General features: G+C 68.8%; 14 protein-coding genes and 2 tRNA genes. 5 read left to right on the top strand and 11 right to left on the bottom strand.

Annotation, left to right across the window (positions count from 1 at the left end; all coding sequences use genetic code 11):
- Nucleotides 1-129 precede the first annotated feature (129 nt).
- Nucleotides 130-1,104 (top strand): hypothetical protein, encoded by a 975-nt coding sequence (locus OC490_RS13665; RefSeq protein ID WP_262058165.1) that lies wholly within the window; start codon nt 130-132, stop codon nt 1,102-1,104.
- A 74-nt stretch (nt 1,105-1,178) separates the two neighbouring features.
- Here the strand turns inward: OC490_RS13665 and clpX are convergent, their stop codons facing one another.
- The 5 genes from clpX to OC490_RS13640 form a co-directional block, all read right to left on the bottom strand.
- Entirely contained in the window at nt 1,179-2,465 is a 1,287-nt protein-coding gene (gene clpX / locus OC490_RS13660; protein WP_019065572.1) for an ATP-dependent Clp protease ATP-binding subunit ClpX, read from the bottom strand.
- A 161-nt stretch (nt 2,466-2,626) separates the two neighbouring features.
- Nucleotides 2,627-3,307 carry an ATP-dependent Clp protease proteolytic subunit gene (locus OC490_RS13655; protein ID WP_315986674.1) on the bottom strand — a complete coding sequence of 227 codons (681 nt, stop codon included), beginning with the start codon at nt 3,305-3,307 and terminating at the stop codon, nt 2,627-2,629.
- A gap of 50 nt (nt 3,308-3,357) precedes the next feature.
- Nucleotides 3,358-3,960, bottom strand: coding sequence for an ATP-dependent Clp protease proteolytic subunit (locus tag OC490_RS13650; protein ID WP_262058266.1), 603 nt, complete (start codon nt 3,958-3,960; stop codon nt 3,358-3,360).
- Between the two features lie 249 nt (nt 3,961-4,209).
- Entirely contained in the window at nt 4,210-5,589 is a 1,380-nt protein-coding gene (gene tig / locus OC490_RS13645) for a trigger factor (protein WP_262058164.1), read from the bottom strand.
- A 206-nt stretch (nt 5,590-5,795) separates the two neighbouring features.
- Nucleotides 5,796-5,872 (bottom strand) — tRNA-Pro (locus tag OC490_RS13640).
- Nucleotides 5,873-6,048: 176 nt separating this feature from the next.
- On the opposite strand from OC490_RS13640, the gene OC490_RS13635 reads away from it, so the two are divergent.
- A tRNA-Gly gene (locus tag OC490_RS13635) sits at nt 6,049-6,122 on the top strand.
- A 264-nt stretch (nt 6,123-6,386) separates the two neighbouring features.
- On the top strand, nt 6,387-6,599 hold the full coding sequence (locus tag OC490_RS13630; RefSeq protein WP_262058163.1) for a hypothetical protein: 213 nt from the start codon (nt 6,387-6,389) through the stop codon (nt 6,597-6,599).
- Between the two features lie 43 nt (nt 6,600-6,642).
- Here the strand turns inward: OC490_RS13630 and OC490_RS13625 are convergent, their stop codons facing one another.
- Both OC490_RS13625 and OC490_RS13620 read right to left on the bottom strand, forming a co-directional pair.
- A complete protein-coding gene (locus OC490_RS13625) occupies nt 6,643-6,843 on the bottom strand; it encodes a hypothetical protein (RefSeq protein ID WP_262058162.1) in 201 nt (66 codons plus the stop codon).
- Nucleotides 6,843-7,037 (bottom strand): hypothetical protein, encoded by a 195-nt coding sequence (locus OC490_RS13620; protein WP_026178055.1) that lies wholly within the window; start codon nt 7,035-7,037, stop codon nt 6,843-6,845. Before OC490_RS13620 ends, OC490_RS13625 begins: the two co-directional genes overlap by 1 nt.
- Before the next feature lie 304 nt (nt 7,038-7,341).
- On the opposite strand from OC490_RS13620, the gene OC490_RS13615 reads away from it, so the two are divergent.
- Nucleotides 7,342-8,490 carry an acyltransferase family protein gene (locus OC490_RS13615; RefSeq protein ID WP_262058161.1) on the top strand — a complete coding sequence of 383 codons (1,149 nt, stop codon included), beginning with the start codon at nt 7,342-7,344 and terminating at the stop codon, nt 8,488-8,490.
- Here the strand turns inward: OC490_RS13615 and OC490_RS13610 are convergent.
- Together OC490_RS13610 and OC490_RS13605 are read right to left on the bottom strand one after the other, a co-directional pair.
- Entirely contained in the window at nt 8,487-8,942 is a 456-nt protein-coding gene (locus OC490_RS13610; RefSeq protein ID WP_262058160.1) for an HD domain-containing protein, read from the bottom strand. The genes OC490_RS13615 and OC490_RS13610 overlap by 4 nt on opposite strands.
- On the bottom strand, nt 8,939-10,138 hold the full coding sequence (locus tag OC490_RS13605) for a PP2C family protein-serine/threonine phosphatase (protein ID WP_262058159.1): 1,200 nt from the start codon (nt 10,136-10,138) through the stop codon (nt 8,939-8,941). Before OC490_RS13605 ends, OC490_RS13610 begins: the two co-directional genes overlap by 4 nt.
- 162 nt (nt 10,139-10,300) lie before the next feature.
- Here OC490_RS13605 and OC490_RS13600 point away from each other — a divergent pair, with 162 nt between their 5' ends.
- Nucleotides 10,301-11,611 carry a GNAT family N-acetyltransferase gene (locus OC490_RS13600; protein WP_262058158.1) on the top strand — a complete coding sequence of 437 codons (1,311 nt, stop codon included), beginning with the start codon at nt 10,301-10,303 and terminating at the stop codon, nt 11,609-11,611.
- Nucleotides 11,612-11,618: 7 nt separating this feature from the next.
- Here OC490_RS13600 and OC490_RS13595 read toward each other — a convergent pair whose 3' ends face one another.
- Nucleotides 11,619-12,434 (bottom strand): Fpg/Nei family DNA glycosylase, encoded by an 816-nt coding sequence (locus OC490_RS13595; protein WP_262058157.1) that lies wholly within the window; start codon nt 12,432-12,434, stop codon nt 11,619-11,621.
- A 67-nt stretch (nt 12,435-12,501) separates the two neighbouring features.
- Nucleotides 12,502-12,987, bottom strand: coding sequence for a ribose-5-phosphate isomerase (locus OC490_RS13590; RefSeq protein WP_262058156.1), 486 nt, complete (start codon nt 12,985-12,987; stop codon nt 12,502-12,504).
- Between the last annotated feature and the right edge of the window lie 29 nt (nt 12,988-13,016).

Genomic DNA, 13,016 nt, shown 5'->3' with positions numbered 1-13,016 from the left:
AGTTTAGGGGTGTCGCGGGGGTGTCCCGAAACGCGTTTGTTCTGTAACGGTGCGGCCCCCGATGCCGTGTGGTTCCTGTGACTGAGCCAGGATGTCGGGAACACATAAGTATCTGGAGGGGAACCCAGAATGAGCTACAACCAGCCGGGCCCGTACGACGGGCAGCCGCAGCAGCCCGGACCGTACGGTCAGCCGGGTCCCTACGGTCCGCCTCCGCAGCAGGCGCCGCAGGGCGCCCCTCAGCCCGGCTACGGCTACCCCCAGCAACCGCCCGCCCAGCCCGGTTACGGCTACCCGCAGCAGCCCCCGCAGGCCCCCTATGGCCAGCCGCAGCCGCCGTACGGGCAGCAACCGCCTTACGGGCAGCCGCCGTACGGCGTTCCGCAGCCCCCGGCGCCCGGTGGCGGGAAGAAGCGGACGGGGCTCATCATCGGCGCGGTCGCGGTCGTGGCCGCCGTCGCGGTCGGCGTGTACTTCGTGATCGGGGGCGGGAGCGGCGGCAGCGGTGGTGTGGCCGACGACGGCGCGCACAAGCTGACGACGCCGGCGACGGTCATCAACGGGACGTACAAGAAGTCGGACAACGACGCCGACTCCGCGAACTCGATGACCGACGACGACAAGGCCGACTTCCAGAAGTGGGGCGTGAAGAACCCCGTGGAGGTCAGCGCCGGTTACGAGAACGGCACGGGTCTGGCGCAGAAGACGCTGTCCTTCGACGGGGTGTACGGCACGATCGACGACCCGGAGGCCGTCGTGGACGCCATGTTCGCGAAGGTCAAGACGGAGTCGGAGAAGGACCAGGGCAGCGAGAGCAGCGACGGCAAGCTGGTCGGCAGCCCGGAGAAGGTCACTCCGGCGGGCTTCTCCAACGGCATCATGAAGTGCCAGGTCGCCGAGATCACCAACAGCGACGCGTCGAGCACCGCCGCCGGTGCCGCGAAGACGATCAAGCTGCCGATGTGCATCTGGGGCGACCACAGCACCGTCGCCGTCGTCAGCGCGTTCGGTATCGCCGAGCTCGCCGCCGGGAACGGCGGCACCATCGAGAGCACGGCGTCCATGGCCGCGAAGCTCCGCAACGACGTCCGGGTCAAGGCCTGACACACAGCCCAACCACGAAGGGGCCCCGGTCAGTTGGACTGACCGGGGCCCCTTCGTGGTGGAACGAGTTGTCGCTACGCCGTCTTCTGCTCGCCCGGGCCCCGGCCGCGCGCGTCGCGCGGGATGAGGGTCGGGTTGACGTTCGAGAGGACGACGTCCGCCGTGATGACCACGCGGGCCACGTCCTTGCGGGACGGCACCTCGTACATGACGCCCTGGAGGACTTCCTCCATGATGGCGCGCAGGCCGCGCGCGCCGGTCTGGCGGAGGATGGCCTGGTCGGCGATGGCTTCGAGGGCCTCGCGCTCGAAGTCCAGCTCCACACCGTCGAGTTCGAAGAGGCGCTGGTACTGCTTCACCAGTGCGTTGCGCGGCTCGATGAGGATCTGGAGCAGGGCCTCGCGGTCCAGGTTGTGGACCGAGGTGATGACGGGCAGGCGGCCGATGAACTCGGGGATCATGCCGAACTTGACCAGGTCCTCGGGCATGACGTCCTCGAACTGGTCCTTGGACTGCAGCTCCCGCTTCGAGCGGATCGTCGCCCCGAAGCCGATGCCCTTGGCGCCGGCCCTGGACTCGATGAGCTTCTCCAGGCCCGCGAAGGCGCCGCCCACGATGAACAGGACGTTCGTCGTGTCGATCTGGATGAACTCCTGGTGGGGGTGTTTGCGGCCACCCTGCGGCGGGACCGAGGCGGTGGTGCCCTCCAGGATCTTCAACAGGGCCTGCTGGACGCCCTCGCCGGACACGTCACGGGTGATCGAGGGGTTCTCGCTCTTGCGAGCCACCTTGTCGATCTCATCGATGTAGATGATCCCGGTCTCGGCCTTCTTGACGTCGTAGTCGGCGGCCTGGATGAGCTTCAGCAGGATGTTCTCGACGTCCTCGCCGACGTAGCCCGCCTCCGTGAGCGCGGTCGCGTCGGCGATCGCGAACGGGACGTTCAGCATGCGCGCCAGGGTCTGTGCGAGCAGCGTCTTGCCCGAGCCCGTGGGGCCGAGCAGCAGGATGTTGGACTTCGCCAACTCGATGGCGTCCTCGCGGCTCTGGCCGCCGCCGTTCTCACCGGCCTGGACGCGCTTGTAGTGGTTGTACACCGCGACCGAGAGTGCTTTCTTCGCCGACTCCTGGCCGACTACGTAACCCTCAAGGAACTCGTAGATCTCGCGGGGCTTGGGGAGTTCCTCCCAGCGCACCTCGCTCGTCTCCGCGAGTTCTTCCTCGATGATCTCGTTGCAGAGGTCGATGCACTCGTCGCAGATGTACACACCGGGCCCTGCGATGAGCTTCTTGACCTGCTTCTGGCTCTTGCCGCAGAACGAGCACTTGAGCAGATCGCCGCCGTCACCGATGCGTGCCACGGTGTGCTTCCCCTTCGCCTGGGAGACGCCTAGGTCCAGCGGCTCCTGGTGCTGCCTTATGTCCGACGGTACCTTGCCGGGCCCCCCGTTCGGGCCCCCCTTGGCACGGTTCACTTCCACGTGGACCGTGCCGAGGGGTGGTGGACGATACAGGGTCCGCGTCAGCGGACGTCGGCGTTGTTCATCTTCCGGGTGGAGATGATCTGGTCGATCAGGCCGTACGCCAGGGCGTCCTCGGCCGTGAGGATCTTGTCGCGCTCGATGTCCTCGCGGATCTTTTCGAGCGGCGTGGTCGAGTGCTTGGCCAGCATGTCCTCCAGCTGGGCACGCATGCGGAGGATCTCGTTGGCCGCGATCTCCAGGTCGGAGACCTGGCCCCGGCCCGTCTCGCTGTAGGGCTGGTGGATCAGCACGCGCGCGTTCGGCAGCGCCATGCGCTTGCCCGGCGTACCGGCGGCCAGCAGGACGGCGGCGGCGGACGCGGCCTGGCCCATGCAGACCGTCTGGACGTCCGGCTTCACGAACTGCATCGTGTCGTAGATCGCGGTCAGCGCGGTGAAGGAGCCGCCGGGGCTGTTGATGTAGATCGAGATGTCACGGTCGGGGTCCATCGACTCCAGGCACAGCAGCTGCGCCATGACGTCGTTGGCGGACGCGTCGTCGATCTGGACACCGAGGAAGATCACGCGCTCTTCGAAGAGCTTCGCGTACGGGTCGTACTCACGGACGCCCTGCGAGGTGCGCTCCACGAAGCGCGGGATCACGTAACGGGACTCGGCGGCCGGGGCCGTGTATTCGGCGCGTGCGTGGTCGTACAGGCCGTTGCCGGGGAAGTTGTTCACTGTCTCTCTCCTGGGGGCTGTGGCGGTCGGCTGGGGGCTGTCCTGGGGCCTCAGGCCCCGGTGCCGCCGCCGCCCGGCATACCGGCGGCCGTGGGCATGATGTCGTCGATGAGGCCGTACTCCTTGGCCTCGATCGGGTCGAACCAGCGGTCGCGGTCCGAGTCACGGGTGACCTGCTCGACCGTCTGGCCGGTGTGGAAGGAGGTCAGCTCGGCCATCCGCCTCTTGGTGTGCAGCAGCCGCTCGGCGTGGATCTTGATGTCCGACGCGGAACCGGCGAGGCCGGCCGAGGGCTGGTGGATCAGGATCTCGGCGTTCGGCAGCGCGAAGCGCTTGCCGGGGGTGCCCGCGCTGAGCAGGAACTGGCCCATCGAGGCCGCCATGCCCATGGCGATGGTCACCACGTCGTTCTTGATGTACTGCATGGTGTCGTAGATCGCCATGCCCGCCGTGATCGAACCACCAGGGCTGTTGATGTACAGAAAGATGTCCTTCTCCGGGTCGGAGGCAAGGAGGAGGAGCTGTGCGGTGATCTTGTTCGCGATGTCGTCGTCGACCGCCTGGCCGAGGAAGATGATCCGCTCACCGAGCAGTCGGTTGTAGACCTGGTCGCCGAGGCCACCGAAAGAGGGCTCGCCGGCGGCTGTAGGCATCAGATTCGTCACGTATCCACCTGCTCGTCTTTACGACGGCGCCGGGCCGTCTCACGTGTACTGCCGGGGGCAACGGGGACTCCCCTGCCCTCGTATTCATGGACCCTAACGCGCGGGTCCCTTCGGAGAATCCCGCAAAGGGAACTGTTCGCTGTCAGCGCATGTACCGCGCTGGTGAGACCCCGGGTAAGGGCAGGGGCCCCGGGGTGCGATGTCCCCGGGGCCCCTGTGTGCCTGTGTGTGCCTTGCTTACGCCTCGGAGGGCTCCTCGGCGGCCTCGACGGCCTCGACCGTCTCGGTGGCCGTCTCGTCCTCGTCCTCGTCGTCCAGGTCGACGATCTCGCCGTTCGTGTCCTTCACGGTGGCGGCCTCGACCACGACGGCCAGGGCCTTGCCGCGGGCCACCTCGCCGACCAGGAGCGGAACCTGACCGCCCTCGACGACCGCCTGGGCGAACTGGTCGGGGGACATGCCGGAGGAGGCCGCGCGCCGCATGAGGTGCTCGGTGAGCTCCTCCTGGTTGACGTTCAGCTTCTCCTTGTTGACGAGCTCGTCGAGGACGAACTGCGTCTTGATGCCCTTGACCGCGGCTTCCTTGGTCTCGGCGTCGAACTCCTCGGCCGTCTTGCCCTGGATCTCCAGGTACTTCTCCAGGTCGAGGCCCATCTGACCGAGCTGGTGGTGCTCCAGGTTGTGCTTGCGGGTGTTGATCTCGTCCTCGAGGAGCTTCTCGGGGACGGGCACCTCGACGAGCTCCAGCAGCTTGTCCAGGACGCGCTCCTGGGCCTGCGTGGCCTGGTCGTACTGCTTCATGTTCTCAAGGCGCTTGCGGCTGTCGGCGCGCAGCTCCTCCAGAGTGTCGAACTCGGAGGCGAGCTGGGCGAACTCGTCGTCCAGCGCGGGCAGTTCGCGGGCGGCGACCTGGCTGACCTTGACGGTGACCTGGGCCTCCTGGCCGGCCGCGGAGCCGCCCTTGAGCTCGGAGGCGAAGGTGGCCTCGCCACCGGCCTCCAGGCCGGTCACGGCCTCGTCGATGCCTTCGAGGAGCTCGCCGGAACCGATGGTGTAGGAGACGCCCTCGGCGACACCGTCCTCCAGGACCTCTCCGTCGACCTTGGCCTCCAGGTCGAGGGTGACGACATCACCGTCGACGGCGGCGCGCTCGACCGGGGAGGTCGAGGCGAAGCGCTCGCGGAGCTGCTCGACGGACTTGTCGATGTCCTCTTCGCTGACCTCTACGGCGTCGACCTCGACCTCGATGCCCGAGTAGTCCGGGATCTCGATGGCCGGGCGGATGTCGACCTCGGCGGTGAAGTTCAGCGTCTCGCCGTCCTTCAGCTCCGTGATGTCGACCTCGGGCTGGCCGAGCGGGTTGAGCTCCGCCTCGTTGACCGCCTCGGTGTAGAACTTCGGGAGCGCGTCGTTGACCGCCTCCTCCAGCACCGCACCGCGGCCGAACCGCTGGTCGATGACGCGCGCCGGGATCTTGCCCTTCCGGAAGCCCTTCACCGTGACCTGCTGGTTGATCTTCTTGTACGCCGCGTCGAGGCTGTCCTTGAGCTCCTCGAAGGGCACCTCGATGCTGAGCCGAACCCGGGTCGGGTTCAGGGTCTCCACGGCGCTCTTCACGGTTCGGTCTCCTTGGGGGCTGACTTCTTGGGTTGCGGACCCAGACAGGTCCGGCGGTTTCTGGTCGCCCGGAGGACTTCAAAGTGTGAGAGACACACGGGCGCGCAGCTTGCATAGTAGCCGCAGCGGCTGGACGCCCCAAAAGGCGATCTCGCGAGGTCCTCGTGTGGTACCGGTACTGCTGCCGGCCCCGAAGGTCCGGCACGTGGTCGGGGTGGCGGGATTTGAACCCACGGCCTTCCGCTCCCAAAGCGGACGCGCTACCAAGCTGCGCCACACCCCGTCTGGTGCGACACGTAGGGTACATGGCCGCAGGCAGTGGAGCCGCCGCATTTCACGAGCGCCGGGGTGCGCGGCGAGTCACAGGGCGGGGCACGGAAAAGGCGGTGTGCGCCGAGGGCACCCGACCCGCTACGATGCCTTCTGTGCCGCGGTCGTCTGACCTGCGGCGCGTCATGTGCGGGCGTAGCTCAATGGTAGAGCACTAGTCTTCCAAACTAGCTACGCGGGTTCGATTCCCGTCGCCCGCTCCAAAAGACTCAGGGCCAGGTCAGAGGATCGCTCCTCCGCCTGGCCCTGAATCGTTTCCGGGGACTTCGGGACGGCCGGTACGGGGCGCGATGTCGCAGCGGTGGGGTCTGATCGTCGAAGAGATGCGCGGGGTCTACAACCACAGCTGTACGGCGACGGTCCTGGAGCACTTCGACGGCACGCGCGAGGAGGCCCTGGCCCGCCTTTAGGTGCTCGCCCGCTCCCACGAGCCGCGGTTTCTGTCGAACCCCCGAAGGTCCCGGCTGTTGCGGACCGGTGAGGGCTTCCTGCTGGTCGACGACGGCGACCTGAACGGCCTCGGCTGCCGCTTCACCGTCGCCGAGCTGTTGCGGGACAGCGCCGAGGAGAAGAAGGCGGCAGAGGCGGCCCGTGCGGCGGAGCGGGAGCAGCGGGCGGCGCGGAAGCATGCGGAGAAGGAAGCGAAGCGGGCTCGGCGCAAGTCCGGCCGGGACGCGTGAGGTCAGCGGCGTCGGGAACGCGCGGGCCGGCGTTCCGGTCCGGTCAGGGCAGGCGGCGGAGCCAGAGCGTGGCGATGCCGTAGGCGACGGCCGCCGAGGCGAGGCCGGTGAGTGTCGTGGCCCGGTACGCCCAGTCGGGCAGCGCGTGCCGGAAGTAGCCGAACGTGGCGTCGCGGGTGAGCAGGAAGGCGGCGACTGCCGCGAACATGGCGCCCGCCGACTGTCTCGTGAAGCGGTGACGCATCAGAAGCTGATCGAGTTGATCGTCTCCGCTATCGAGTTGAGGAACCGGTTGATGGACGGTGCCATGCCGGTCGAGGCGAGGAAGAAGCCGAAGAGGATGGCGACTATGGCTGGGCCCGCCTTGATCGATCCCCCTCGGATCAACACCACCAGGATGATCGCCAACAGCAGCACCACAGACAGTGAAATGGCCACAACTGATCACACCCTCGGTCGGTCCGCTCTCCCGGCCCGGGGACGCGACCCCGCGCACCCCGCCAGAACCATCGTGCCACCAACCCGGCCCACCTATGCGGCGGGTGACGCATAGGTGGTCGCAAAGGTTCGGAAGAGAAACGTTCGCCGGTAGTTCGAATTATTGGCAGCAGCACACGAACGGGCGTTCCCGGCATGGCCTTTTGCGCCTTTTGTTCGGTATGAATCGTGACATTTAAGAAACTGTTCGGACGCGCGTCCGATGGTTTCACTGATTCCCACAGGCAACGCTAGGGTGCCTCAGATGTTCCACGCTCCCACGCCCTCCGGCCAGAACGAACAGAGCAAAAAGAACGAACACACCGAACAGACCGAACGGCGCGAACAGGCCAGACACCGCGACCCGTTCTTCGACAACGCGAAGTACCTGGCGATCCTGCTGGTCGCCATCGGGCACTCCTGGGAGCCCCTCAAGGGCGACAACAGGGTGCTTCAGGGCCTGTACATGGTCGTGTACAGCTTCCACATGCCGGCCTTCATCATCATCTCCGGCTACTTCTCCCGGAGTTTCGACCTCCGCCCCGACCGCCTGAAGCGGCTCATCACCGGCGTCGCGGTGCCGTACGTCGTCTTCGAGATCGCCTACTCGCTCTTCAGCCGGTACGCGAACGACGACCCGCACCAGAAGATCACCCTCCTCGACCCGCTGTATCTCACCTGGTTCCTCTGCGCGTTGTTCATCTGGCGGCTGACCACCCCGATCTGGAAACTGGTCCGCCACCCGCTGCCGTTCGCGCTCGGCATCGCCATGCTCGCGTCCTGCACGCCGGACATGACCGACGACTTCGATCTGCAGCGGCTGGCGCAGTTCCTGCCGTACTTCGTGCTCGGTCTGGTCCTCAGGCCCGAGCACTTCCGGTGGGTACGCCGGCGTGCGGTGCGCGTGCTGTCGGTGCCGGTGTTCGCGGGTGCCGCTCTGTTCGGCTGGTGGGCGGTGCCGCGGATGAACGCCGGCTGGTTCTACCACCACGACTCCGCGCAGGAGTTCGGCGCGCCCTGGTGGGCGGGGCCGGTGATGATGCTCCTGATGTTCGGCTGCTCGCTGCTGCTGACGGCCGGCTTCTACTCCTGGGTGCCGAGCCGGAGGACCTGGTTCACGACGCTCGGCGCGGGCACCCTGTACGGCTATCTGCTGCACGGCTTCCTGGTCAAGGGCGCCGGTTACGCAGGGCTGTTCCACCACGCCTGGCTGCACCGGCCGTACGGCGTGCTCCTCGTGAGCGCCCTCGCGGCCACCGCCGTCACCCTGCTGTGCACCGCGCCCGTACGACGGGTGTTCCGCTTCGCGGTCGAGCCGGGCATGGACTGGGCGTTCCGGCGCGACGCGGCCGAACTGGCCCGGGACCGCGAGCAGTTCGGGCAACCGGTCGTGCGCGAGAAGGTCAACGCCTAGTCGGAAACGCCGAGTCCGAGAAGTGCGCGCATCCGCGCGTACTTCTCGGTCAGTCGTGCGCGGGTCGCCTCGTCGAGGACGGCGAGACGGGCCGGGTCCGCGTTGTGGGCCAGGTCCGCTTCCTTGACGAGGAGCGCGCCGGGGGTCGCGAGCACGCGCCCGGCGTACGCCTCCGGGGTCTCCCCCGCCCGCTTGGTGACCGCGAGCACGATGTCCTTCGTACGACGGCTCAGCTCGGCCTCGCGCAGCCACCGCTCGGTGAGCGCGTCGTCCTCCACGGAGTCGTGCAGCCAGGCCGCCGCGATCTGTTCCGCGTCCCCGCCCCGCGCCCGCACACCCTCGGCCACGGCCCTGAGGTGCTCGGCGTAGGGCCGGCCCGCCTTGTCGGTCTGGCCCTCGTGCGCGGCGCGGGCGACGGCCTCGACCTCGGTGACCGTGAGGAGGGGGCTCACCGGGACAGCCCCTGCGCCGACGCCGAGGCCGACGCCGTAGGACCCTCCCGGCAGACCAGCAGCAGGGCGCGGTCGTCGTTGACGTCCTTGGCGACCGCCTCGATGAGGTGCCAGGCGGCGCCGTGGAAGCCGCCGGCGACATAGCGGTCGGCCTCGCCGGTGAGGCGGTCGATGCCCTCGACGATGTCCCGGTCGGAGGTCTCCACCAGGCCGTCCGTGAACAGCATCAGCACGTCTCCGGGCCGCAGCGAGCCCTTCACCGGGTCGAACTGGGCGCCGTCGTACACCCCCAGCAGTGGCCCTTCCGCCGCCTTCTCCTCCCAGCGTCCGCTGCCCGCGCTGAGCTGGAGGCCCGGCGGGTGGCCGGCGGAGAAGAGTTCGTAGTCGCCGGAGTCGAGGTCCAGGACGAGGTGGATCGAGGTGGCGAAGCCCTCGTCCCAGTCCTGGCGGAGGAGATAGCCGTTGGCGGCGGGCAGGAAGGCGTGCGGGGGCAGGGAGCCGAGCAGGCCGCCGAAGGCGCCGGAGAGAAGCAGGGCGCGCGAACCGGCGTCCATGCCCTTGCCGGAGACGTCGGTGAGGACGACCTCCATCGTCCGGCCGCCGTTGGTCCGGGCCGCGACGACGAAGTCACCGGAGAACGACTGCCCGCCGGCCGGCCGCAGCGCCATCTCCCGGTGCCAGCCCTGCGGGAGTTGGGGCAGCTTGCTCTGTACGCGAATCCGCTCGCGCAGGTCGAACAGCATGGTGCCGCCGCGCCGCCAGGGAACTCCCACCCGGCTGCGGAACTGGGCGATCAGCAGCCCGAAGAAGCCGCACGCGGCCACCACGAGCACCACGCCCGGGGTCACCCGCGCCGGTCCCTCGGTGTACGGGCCGAGCTTCACCGACTCCACGATCAGACCGGTGGCCGCCGCCGCGTACAGCCCGAGCAGGCTCGCGGGCCGCAGCAGCAGGCCGCCCGCGACGATCGGCAGGACCAGCGCGGCCGGTGAGAACCACACCGCGTTGGCGAGGGTCATGGCCGCGATCACCGGGATCGTGATCAGCAGTCCGGCCAGCGCGACCCAGTCCGAGCCGTCCCCGCGGAAGTAGTCGACGGCACTTCTGCGCAGGCCGGTGCGGACCCGGTGAACCAGCTTCCTCAACCGGGCCATGAACGTGTCGGCCTCCGCGCGCCGCTCTCGTCCTGCTGCCATTAGTTCGGGACCCTATCCATCCGACCAGCCGCTTGGCACGGGAGGTCCCACTTGTCCCCCCTGCGAGGTTCAACTTCACAGTGAACTTCACCAGAGGCTCCTGTGCGGGCGCCGAGCGGAAATTCCCTGGCTCGTCCCGCAATGCGCTGATAGGCATGGTCCATGGGGACAGATGCGAGAGACACGCGGGCCGAACGGACCGAGCTGCGGGTGCTGCGGCGGGACGAGTGGAACACCTGGTACGACACCCTGATCACCGCGTTCGGCGGGACGCCGGAGGCGCCCGAGGAGCGCGAGCTGTGGGACGGGCTCACCGAGGTCGACCGCTCCCTCGGCATCTGGGACGGCGACGCGTGCGTGGGGACCGCGGGCGCGTTCAGCTTCCGGATCACCGTGCCCGGCGGCGCCTCCGTGCCGGTCGCGGGCATCACGATGGTCAGCGTGGCCGCCACCCACCGGCGCCGCGGCCTCCTGACGTCCATGATGCGGCGGCAGTTGGACGACGTACGGTCCTGGGGCGAGCCGTTCGCCGTGCTGACGGCCTCCGAGCCGGTGATCTACGGCCGGTTCGGATACGGCATCGCGACGATGCGGACGACCGCCGAGATCGACACCGACCGGGTCCGGCTCTCGGTGCCGCCGGGCACGGACGACGTACGACTGCGCTACGCCGAACCCGGCGCCGTACGCGAGCAGTGCGAGGCGGTGTACGCGCGGCAGGTGGCCGGGCGGCCGGGGATGCTGGCGCGGCGGCCCGGGTGGGAGCAACTGCCGCTGCTGGACCCGGAGAGCGAGCGGCAGGGCGGGTCCCCGCTCCAGTGCGTGGTCGCGGAGCGATTCGGGGGGAGCGAAGCGACTTCGGTTGAGGGTGGTGGTGGGAGACGGGCGGGCGGTGAAGTCGTCGGCTACACGCGGTACTTCGTCAAGCCGGAGTGGGACGCCCAGGGCCCCAAGGGGACGGTGCTGCTGCGGGATCTGGAGGCGCTGGACCCGGCGTCGTACGCGGCGCTGTGGCGGTTCCTCCTCGACATCGACCTGACCCGGAAGGTGGCGCTGCGCAGCCGTCCCGTCGACGACCCCTGGCAGCATCTGGTCTCCGACATCCGCCGGTGTTCGATCCGGCAGGTGGACTCGCTGCACGTACGGCTGGTGGACCTCGGCGCCTCGCTGGAGGCGCGCACCTACCAGACGCCCGTGGACGTGGTGTTCGAGGTCGAGGACGCCTTCTGCCCCTGGAACGAGGGGCGTTGGCGGCTCACCGGTGACGCGAAGGGCGCGTCCTGCAAGCGCACCGAGGAGCCGGCCGATCTCGCCCTGTCCGTACGGGAGTTGGGGTCCGCGTATCTCGGCGGGGTGTCCCTCGCGTCACTCGCGGGTGCCGGGCGGGTGCGGGAGCTGCGGGCGGGGGCGCTGGCGGAGGCGTCACTGGCCTTCGGCTCGACGGTCGCGCCCTGGCTGCCGCACGGGTTCTAGAACCGCCTTACCGCTTCTGGCAGTTGGGGCACCAGAACAGGTTGCGGGCGGCGAGGTCGGCGGTGCGGATCTCGCCGCCGCAGATGTGGCAGGGGCGGTTGGCCCGGCGGTAGACGTAGACCTCTCCGCCGTGGTCGTCGACGCGCGGCGGGCGGCCCATCGCCTCGGGGGTGTGTTCGGGGCGGACGGTGTCGATGCGGTTGTTGCGGACGCCCTCGCGCATCAGATCGACGAGGTCGGCCCAGATCGCGTCCCACTCGGCGGGGGTGATGTCCTTGCCCGCGCGGTACGGGTCGATGCCGAGCCGGAAGAGGACCTCGGCGCGGTAGACGTTGCCGACGCCGGCGATGACCTTCTGGTCCATGAGCAGGGCCGCGATCGTCGTACGGCTGCGGGCGACGCGTCGGTACGCCGCGCTCGGGTCGGTGTCCGCCGGCGGGCGCAGGGGGTCGGGGCCGAGGCGGTCGTGTATCGCCTGCTTCTCGGTGTCCGTGATCAGGGCGCAGGTGGTGGGGCCGCGGAGATCGACGTACGACGTGCCGTTGGCGAGGCGCAGGCGGACGGTGTCCGTGGGCGGGGGCGCCGGAGCGTCGCCGAAGGTGACCTTGCCGAAGAGGCCGAGGTGGATGTGGATCCAGTCGGCGTCCCGGAAACCGAGGAACAGGTGCTTGCCGTGGGCTTCGGTGCGGGTGAGTTCCGTGCCGTTCAGCAGCGCGGCGGCGTCACTGAACTTGCCCTGGGGACTGGTGACTTGTGCCGGCCGGCCGGAGAAGCGGCTCGCGTAGTCCAGCGCAAGCCGGTGAATCGTGTGCCCCTCTGGCACTACCGCAATTCCTTTCCCACCCGCCCACCCGTCTCGGTCACTCGACGGGTGGGCCTTGAAAAGCCTTCTACTGCTTCGGGTGGTGCGCCGGGATCTCCGGCAGCTCGCCCGTCGTCTCGTAGTCCGTCAGCATGTCGATGCGGCGCTGGTGCCGCGGGTCCTCGGAGAACGGCGTGGACACGAACGTCTCGACGAACTTCGTCGCCTCGTCCCGCGAGTGCATCCGCGCACCGACCGCGACGACGTTCGCGTTGTTGTGCTGCCGGCCGAGCGACGCGGTCTCCTCGCTCCAGGCGAGGGCCGCCCGCACGCCCTTGACCTTGTTCGCCGCGATCTGCTCGCCGTTGCCGGAGCCGCCGATCACGATGCCGAGGGCCTCGGGGTCGGCGGCCGTGCGCTCGGCGGCGCGGAGGCAGAAGGGCGGGTAGTCGTCCTGTGCGTCGAAGATGTGCGGCCCGCAGTCGACGGGCTCATGACCCGCCTCCTTCAGCCACTCGACGAGGTGGTTCTTGAGTTCGAAGCCCGCATGGTCGGAGCCGAGATACACGCGCATGGGACGAGTGTGACACGGCTGTTTCGGCG

This window comes from Streptomyces sp. STR69 (genome assembly GCF_024519455.1).
In the GTDB taxonomy this organism is placed as follows: Bacteria; Actinomycetota; Actinomycetes; order Streptomycetales; family Streptomycetaceae; genus Streptomyces.
Note: the sequence above shows the minus strand (reverse complement) of the source record. Positions and strands in the feature narration are given on the sequence as shown.

Excerpts from the sequence above, each read along its gene's own strand:
- OC490_RS13665 (WP_262058165.1), top strand. The coding sequence starts at position 130 with ATGAGCTACAACCAGCCGGGCCCGTACGACGGGCAGCCGCAGCAGCCC.
- OC490_RS13650 (WP_262058266.1), bottom strand. The coding sequence starts at position 3,960 with ATGCCTACAGCCGCCGGCGAGCCCTCTTTCGGTGGCCTCGGCGACCAG.
- OC490_RS13625 (WP_262058162.1), bottom strand. The coding sequence starts at position 6,843 with ATGCGTCACCGCTTCACGAGACAGTCGGCGGGCGCCATGTTCGCGGCA.
- OC490_RS13615 (WP_262058161.1), top strand. The coding sequence starts at position 7,342 with ATGTTCCACGCTCCCACGCCCTCCGGCCAGAACGAACAGAGCAAAAAG.
- OC490_RS13605 (WP_262058159.1), bottom strand. The coding sequence starts at position 10,138 with ATGGCAGCAGGACGAGAGCGGCGCGCGGAGGCCGACACGTTCATGGCC.
- OC490_RS13600 (WP_262058158.1), top strand. The coding sequence starts at position 10,301 with ATGGGGACAGATGCGAGAGACACGCGGGCCGAACGGACCGAGCTGCGG.
- OC490_RS13590 (WP_262058156.1), bottom strand. The coding sequence starts at position 12,987 with ATGCGCGTGTATCTCGGCTCCGACCATGCGGGCTTCGAACTCAAGAAC.